Origin of the sequence: Phytobacter sp. V91, from assembly GCF_965644225.1 — a bacterium.
Lineage (GTDB): Bacteria > Pseudomonadota > Gammaproteobacteria > Enterobacterales > Enterobacteriaceae > CBFFRJ01.
In genome coordinates, this window is record NZ_CBFFRJ010000187.1 from 1 (window position 1) to 7,189 (window position 7,189).

The 7,189-nt window shown below is 52.2% G+C and carries 5 protein-coding genes, 1 tRNA gene and 1 pseudogene; 2 read left to right on the top strand and 5 right to left on the bottom strand.

Annotated elements, in window-relative coordinates:
- Nucleotides 1–55 precede the first annotated feature (55 nt).
- The 5 genes and pseudogenes from ACSZO4_RS23850 to ACSZO4_RS23870 form a co-directional block, all read right to left on the bottom strand.
- On the bottom strand, nt 56–436 hold the full coding sequence (locus ACSZO4_RS23850; protein ID WP_437891560.1) for a hypothetical protein: 381 nt from the start codon (nt 434–436) through the stop codon (nt 56–58).
- A 299-nt stretch (nt 437–735) separates the two neighbouring features.
- On the bottom strand, nt 736–897 hold the full coding sequence (locus ACSZO4_RS23855) for an integrase core domain-containing protein (RefSeq protein WP_437891563.1): 162 nt from the start codon (nt 895–897) through the stop codon (nt 736–738).
- A 94-nt stretch (nt 898–991) separates the two neighbouring features.
- Nucleotides 992–1,219: pseudogene (locus ACSZO4_RS23860) on the bottom strand (transposase); the annotation flags it as partial.
- A 123-nt stretch (nt 1,220–1,342) separates the two neighbouring features.
- Nucleotides 1,343–2,539 carry a tyrosine-type recombinase/integrase gene (locus ACSZO4_RS23865; RefSeq protein WP_048241918.1) on the bottom strand — a complete coding sequence of 399 codons (1,197 nt, stop codon included), beginning with the start codon at nt 2,537–2,539 and terminating at the stop codon, nt 1,343–1,345.
- A gap of 298 nt (nt 2,540–2,837) precedes the next feature.
- A tRNA-Sec gene (locus tag ACSZO4_RS23870) sits at nt 2,838–2,932 on the bottom strand.
- Between the two features lie 285 nt (nt 2,933–3,217).
- Here ACSZO4_RS23870 and ACSZO4_RS23875 point away from each other — a divergent pair.
- A complete protein-coding gene (locus tag ACSZO4_RS23875; RefSeq protein ID WP_437891561.1) occupies nt 3,218–4,615 on the top strand; it encodes a glycoside-pentoside-hexuronide family transporter in 1,398 nt (465 codons plus the stop codon).
- Between the two features lie 12 nt (nt 4,616–4,627).
- Nucleotides 4,628–6,946 carry an alpha-xylosidase gene (yicI, locus tag ACSZO4_RS23880; protein WP_437891562.1) on the top strand — a complete coding sequence of 773 codons (2,319 nt, stop codon included), beginning with the start codon at nt 4,628–4,630 and terminating at the stop codon, nt 6,944–6,946.
- Nucleotides 6,947–7,189 lie beyond the last annotated feature (243 nt).

A 7,189-nucleotide genomic window follows, 5' to 3' on the forward strand; every position in this document is an offset into this window, starting at 1 on the left:
CGGGCATCGTGAAAAATCTATGGCAAAGAAAGCCTTATGTTCTCATAACTGACGATTAAATCGCACCTTCCCTAAATTCATTTTCACGCCCTGGTTCACTCATGAGCGTTATAAGATTCGAAAGTTTCCGTGTTTCGCTTCCTGTAGCGATCTCATCAATAGCATAGTAATGATTTGCGCCTGTTATTATTTTAATTGTTATGGCCTTTAGAGCTTGCAGGGTGGCATGTTTATTGCTTTGGGTTGGATTATCTAAAGTATTTCTAATGGACTCAATGGTTGTGTTCCAGCGAGAGGTTGCAACAAAGCCGTGACGCCCACCAACTAATGAAAAGTAGCCAAGCTGTTCTGTCTGCATTAGGCCTAACAAAATCAGTTCTTTTTCAATTGCTTGAATTGAATTTTGTGGCAAGACTCGTGTTGGTTGTACGGTCATGTTGCTCTCTGAAATTAATAATGTTTAACAACGAAAAGATATGATTGTGAAGATTTATTTATGATTTATAACACATTTGTGGCTTTTAGTTTTTAGAAAAATCTTAACTTCACTTATTATAAATCATTTTGAATCATTATCTTATCATACTGTGTTGATTTCTGATCTTGCTCAGTTCTGAGTATACTCAAACTGCATTAAGAACTACACACTTGGTTTTAGTAGCATCAACTATACTCGGCTCATTGAAAGTGACCCTGACCCGGATATGAGCCAGCCGTAATCAGGAATAACCGGCTTCATGTTGGTCGCAAATTCTGGCAACCGGCAGACATCTCAGCAAATTCTGCTGGCGTCATCCAGCCCAGTGCAGAATGGGTACGCCTCTGATTATAGGGTATGCGACATGCATCGATTTTGCACCGTTCATCCTCCAGCGACATGAAGTAGTTCTCATTCAGGCACTCCTAGCGTAACCTGCCGTTGAATGACCCCAAGGTGGCCTTATCCGTTAACGCACCTGCCGCTCCCAGACTCATTCGCGCAGCCGTGCCAGCGTGCCAGTACGTCCTGCAGTATCACCTTGTCGAGGCTCAGATCGGCCATCAGTTTCTTCAGCCACAGGTTTTCCTCTTCCAGCTGGCGTACGTGCTTCATCTCAGAGGGTGAAATACCACCGTATTTCTTGAGCCACGTATAGAACGTCGCATCAGAAATGCCCAGCTTACGGCAGGCCTCAGGCACCGGCGTACCCAGTTCGGCCTGCTTCAGGGCTAAGACAATCTACTCTTCGGTGAATGGCGATTTTTCATCGGTACCAGCTCCGTTCAGGGAGTAAAGATCATGCCAAGATTCTGTTTCAGAATGGCACTGGATTTTGGGTCAGGATCCACTCAAGACTATTAATTACGAGACATTTATTAACTTGGGTTTTCCAATTTTACTAATGTAATCCCCATACCACTGCATCATCTCCCGACGTCCATCCAGATACTGTGCATGGTTATATGTCCCACGAATTGCGTTCTTATCCACATGAGCAAGCTGCGTTTCGATCCACGCTGAGTTAAAGCCTTCTTCATGCAGAATGGTGCTCATCGTGTGGCGGAAACCGTGTCCCGTCAGCCTGCCTTTATATCCCAGCAATTCAATGACCTGGTTAATGCTTTCCTTACTAATTGGCTTGCGAGGATCGTTCCTACCGATAAAGACCAGTGGGTGGTGTTTTGAGATCGGCTCAAGCTGTTTAAACAGCTCAATGACCTGTTTTGAGAGCGGCACAATATGTGACCGCTTCATCTTCATCACTTCTGCTGGGATCTCCCATAATTTTGTCTCAAAATCGATATCCTCCCAGCGTGCGAAACGCAGTTCTTGCGTGCGAACACCGGTTAACATAATGATCTGAGTGGCAGTCTTAGTGATAATACTGCCGGTATAGCCTGCCAGATCGTTAAGGAAATAAGGAAGTTCATTGGCAGTAAGAAAGGGGAAATGCACTCTTTTCGGTGTTGCTAACGCGCTGGCAAGATCGGGAGCGGGGTTGTAGTCGGCCCTACCTGTGACAATTGCATAGCGGAACACCTCACCACAGCGTTGGCGGACCTTGCGCATTTTCTCCAGTGCTCCGCGTTTCTCCATTTTACGCAGTGTTTCCAGTAACTCCATTGGTTTGATTTCGGCAATAGGGCGCTTGCCAATGTAGGGAAAAATGTCTTTCTCAAAGGTATCGATGATTTCATCACGATATCGTAATGACCAGCGATCGGCTTTCGTCTGATGCCACTCTCGAGCAACAGCTTCGAAAGTGTTTTTCAGAGTCATTTGCTGGGCCACTTTCTCTTCTTTCTTTACCTCGCCCGGATCGCCTCCCGCAGCGAGAATTTTTCTGGCTTCGCTGCGTTTTTCGCGCGCGTCGGCCAGTGAAACATCGGGATAAACGCCAATAGAAAGCATCTTTTCTTTACCAGCAAATCGGTACTTCATTCGCCAGTATTTGGAACCATTAGCGTTAATTAGCAGATACATACCGCCGCCATCAGCCAGCTTATAGGGCTTTTCTTTTGGCTTTGCGGTTTTCACTTTAACATCGGTTAGTGCCATGACATCCTCCGGCTTTTGATGAATCCATGCTCCTGAGGGGATTTCTGCCAGTAACTAACCCGATACCCCCAATGCACCCCTTTTATAACAAAGATGTTGTTAAAAGCCGTTGTTATGTATCACATTTATTCCATTATGGGGGTGCGGATATTTCAAGAGGAAATAACACCCCCTAAAGCACCCCCAAAAACAACTTGATACGGGTTGAAGTCGGTTGACCTCTGGATGCAAAGAAATCCTGATATACAAGGGATTCGAAGGGGTTTGTTGACTTAGGGAGAGTTCAGACGAGGTTAATTGGCGGAAGATCACAGGAGTCGAACCTGCCCGGGATCGCTGGCGAACCCATCTGGATTTGAAGTCCAGCCGCCTCACCGGAGACGACGATCTTCCGCGCCTCGATTGCTACATGGAGGCGGGGCGCATTATAGCTACTTTCAAGCACTAACCACATCCCCCATCACACTTTTTTCTCGGTCTGCTTCACGAATTTTGCCTCATTTGAGATAAATCTTCACCTTTTCCGCGAGTTAGCATTTTCAGACTGATTAGCCCAACCGCGATCACAGAAAAGAAGAATCATAATCTGATAACCAGAAAACGGAATTCCGGCGCAAAAGGTGATGGTTTACAACGGATGCATCATTCTCAGCGCACCTTGCGCGGTAAGGAATCCACATGAACTCGCACATCATCTCGTTGAAGGAAAAAATTGGCTACGGCATGGGTGACGCCGCCAGCCATATCATTTTCGATAACGTAATGCTCTACATGATGTTCTTCTATACCGATATCTTCGGCATTCCCGCCGGGTTTGTCGGCACCATGTTCCTGCTGGCGCGCGCGCTGGATGCCATCTCCGACCCCTGCATGGGGCTGATTGCCGACCGCACCCGCAGCCGCTTTGGGAAATTCCGTCCGTGGATCCTGTTTGGTGCCATCCCTTTTGGCCTGGTCTGCGTGCTGGCCTACAGCACTCCGGATCTCAGCCAGAGCGGCAAAATGATCTACGCCGCGATTACTTACACCCTCCTGACTCTGCTCTATACCGTGGTCAACATTCCTTATTGCGCGCTGGGCGGGGTGATTACCGATGACCCGCAACAGCGTATCTCCCTGCAATCCTGGCGCTTTGTACTGGCGACGGCGGGCGGCATGCTCTCTACCGTGCTGATGATGCCGCTGGTTAATCTGATTGGCGGTGAAGACAAAGCCTTTGGTTTCCAGGGCGGCATTGCGGTGCTCTCGGTGGTGGCCTTTATGATGCTGGCATTCTGCTTCTTTACCACCAAAGAGCGTATCCAGGTGCCGCCGAGCACCACGCCGATGCGTGAAGACCTGCGCGATATCTGGCAGAACGACCAGTGGCGGATTGTCGGCCTGCTGACCATCCTCAATATTCTGGCGGTCTGCGTACGCGGCGGGGCAATGATGTACTACTGCACCTGGATTATGGGCTCGCCGGAAATCTTCGTCGCCTTCCTCACCACCTACTGCGTCGGCAACCTGATCGGCTCCGCGCTTGCTAAACCCCTCACCGACTGGAAGTGCAAAGTCAGTATCTTCTGGTGGACCAATGCCATTCTGGCGGTTGTCAGCCTGGCTATGTTCTTTGTGCCGGTGGCCGCCAACGTCACCATGTTTGTCTTTATCTTCGTGATTGGCGTACTGCACCAGTTGGTCACCCCAATTCAGTGGGTGATGATGTCCGATACCGTTGATTACGGTGAGTGGCGCAACGGTAAGCGCCTGACCGGCATCAGCTTTGCGGGCACCCTGTTCGTACTCAAACTGGGCCTTGCTCTGGGTGGCGCTCTGATTGGCTGGATGCTGGCAGGCGGCGGCTACAACGCAGCGGCCAGCAGCCAGAACAGCGCCACTATCACCATCATTATTGCCTTGTTCACTCTTGTTCCGGCGGTTTGCTACCTGCTGAGCGCGGTGATTGCCAAACGTTACTACACCCTCAAAACCCCGTTCCTTCTGAAGATGATGGCGGAACTGGCCCAGGGCGCGCGTCGCAACGAGCAGGACTTTGCCGAAGACCTGCCGGTGAACAAAGAATTTCAAAACTAAGAGGACGTCATTATGAAAATCAGTGATGGAAACTGGCTTATCCAGCCTGGCCTGAACCTAATCCACCCCATTCAGGTGTTCGATGTGGAACAGCAGGGGAACGAGATGGTGGTTCACGCCGCGCCGCGCGATGTGCGCGAGCGTACCTGGCAGCTGGACACGCCGCTTTTCACTCTGCGTTTTTTCTCACCGCAGGAAGGGGTGGTGGGTGTACGCATTGAGCACTTTCAGGGGGCGCTGGATAACGGCCCGCACTATCCGCTCAACGTCCTTAGCGATGTTAAAGTCGAGATGCAAAACAGTGCGGAGTTTGCCGAACTGAAAAGCGGCAACCTCAGCGTGCGGGTGACCAAAGGTGAATTCTGGGCGCTGGATTTCCTGCGTAACGGGGTGCGTATTACCGGCAGCCAGGCGAAAAATAACGGCTACGTGCAGGACGGCAACAGCGCGCGCAACTATATGTTCGAGCGGCTGGACCTGGGCGTGGGTGAAACCGTGTATGGCCTCGGCGAACGCTTTACCGCGCTGGTGCGTAACGGCCAGACGGTGGAGACCTGGAACCGCGACGGCGGCACCAGCACTGAGCAGTCCTACAAAAACATTCCGTTCTACCTCACCAACCGTGGCTACGGCGTGCTGGTCAATCATCCGCAGAATGTCTCGTTTGAAATCGGCTCCGAGAAAGTCTCCAAAGTGCAGTTCAGCGTTGAGGGTGAATACCTTGAGTACTTTGTGATCGACGGCCCGACGCCAAAAGAGGTGCTCAACCGCTACACGCAATTTACCGGGCGTCCGGCGCTGCCACCTGCATGGTCCTTCGGCCTGTGGCTGACCACCTCGTTTACCACCAACTACGACGAAGCGACGGTCAACAGCTTTATCGACGGTATGGCGGAGCGCAATCTGCCGCTGCATGTCTTCCACTTCGACTGCTTCTGGATGAAGGCCTTCCAGTGGTGCGATTTTGAGTGGGACCCGGTGACCTTCCCGGACCCTGAAGGGATGATCCGCCGCCTGAAGGAGAAAGGGCTGAAGGTCTGCGTATGGATTAACCCCTATATCGGGCAGAAATCCCCGCTATTTAAGGAGCTGAAGGAGAAGGGTTATCTGCTTAAACGTCCGGACGGTTCGCTGTGGCAGTGGGACAAGTGGCAGCCGGGGCTGGCGATTTATGACTTCACCAATCCGCAGGCCTGTAAATGGTATGCCGACAAGCTGAAAGGGCTGGTGGCTATAGGCGTTGACTGCTTTAAAACCGACTTTGGCGAGCGTATCCCGACCGATGTGCAGTGGTTTGACGGGGCCGACCCGCAGAAAATGCACAACCATTATGCCTACATTTATAACGAGCTGGTGTGGAACGTGCTCAAAGAGACGGTGGGCGAGAAAGAAGCGGTGCTGTTTGCCCGTTCGGCGTCCGTGGGCGCGCAACAGTTCCCGGTTCACTGGGGCGGCGACTGCTACGCCAACTACGAATCGATGGCCGAAAGCCTGCGTGGCGGGCTGTCGATTGGCCTGTCCGGGTTTGGTTTCTGGAGCCACGATATCGGCGGCTTTGAAAATACAGCCCCTGCGGATGTCTATAAGCGCTGGTGCGCGTTCGGGCTGCTCTCCAGCCACAGCCGCCTGCACGGCAGCAAATCCTACCGGGTGCCATGGGCCTACGATGAAGAATCCTGCGACGTAGTGCGCCACTTTACCGAGCTCAAGTGCCGGATGATGCCCTATCTCTATCGCCAGGCGGCGAAGGCTAACGAGTGTGGGACGCCGATGCTGCGCGCCATGATGCTGGAGTTCCCGAACGATCCGGCCTGCGATTATCTTGACCGGCAGTATATGCTCGGCGACAGCCTGCTGGTGGCCCCGGTGTTCAGTGAGGCGGGGGATGTGCAGTTTTACCTGCCGGAAGGGCGCTGGACGCATCTGTGGCATAACGACGAAGTACAGGGCAGCCGCTGGCATAAGCAGGTGCATGATATGCAAAGCCTGCCGGTCTATGTGCGCGGCAATACGTTGCTGGCGCTCGGCAACAACGACCAGAAGCCTGACTACGCCTGGCATGAAGGGACGGCGTTCCAGCTGTTTGCGCTGGAAGACGGCTTTGAGGCGGTGTGCGAGGTGCCGGATGCCGGGGGCGGGGTGCAGTTCCGTTTACGGGCGAAGCGCGAGGGCAGCGTGATTAGCGTGCAGAGCGAAGGTGAGGCGAGTAACTGGTCGCTGTGTCTGCGCAATATTGCTCAGGTGGCAAACGTGCAGGGCGGTAGCCAGTCCGGTAGCGAATGGGGCGTGGTGATTAAACCCCAGGGCGCTGAGATTAGAGTGCAGTTGTAATCTGTTCCCCTCACCCCGGCCCTCTCCCTGTGGGAGAGGGAGAAAAGCAAAAACCGCACTGAACAGTACCCTCTTCCTGTGGGAGAGGGAGAAAAGCATAAACCGCACTGAACAGTTCCCTCTTCCTGTGGGAGAGCAGCTGTGTTTAAAGTCAATGGGTGGCAGCTAGAGCCTGTACATAAAATTGTGTAATTGCCTGATTTTGATATGTTCAATCCAACATCAAAAGCAGGTTAATTTATG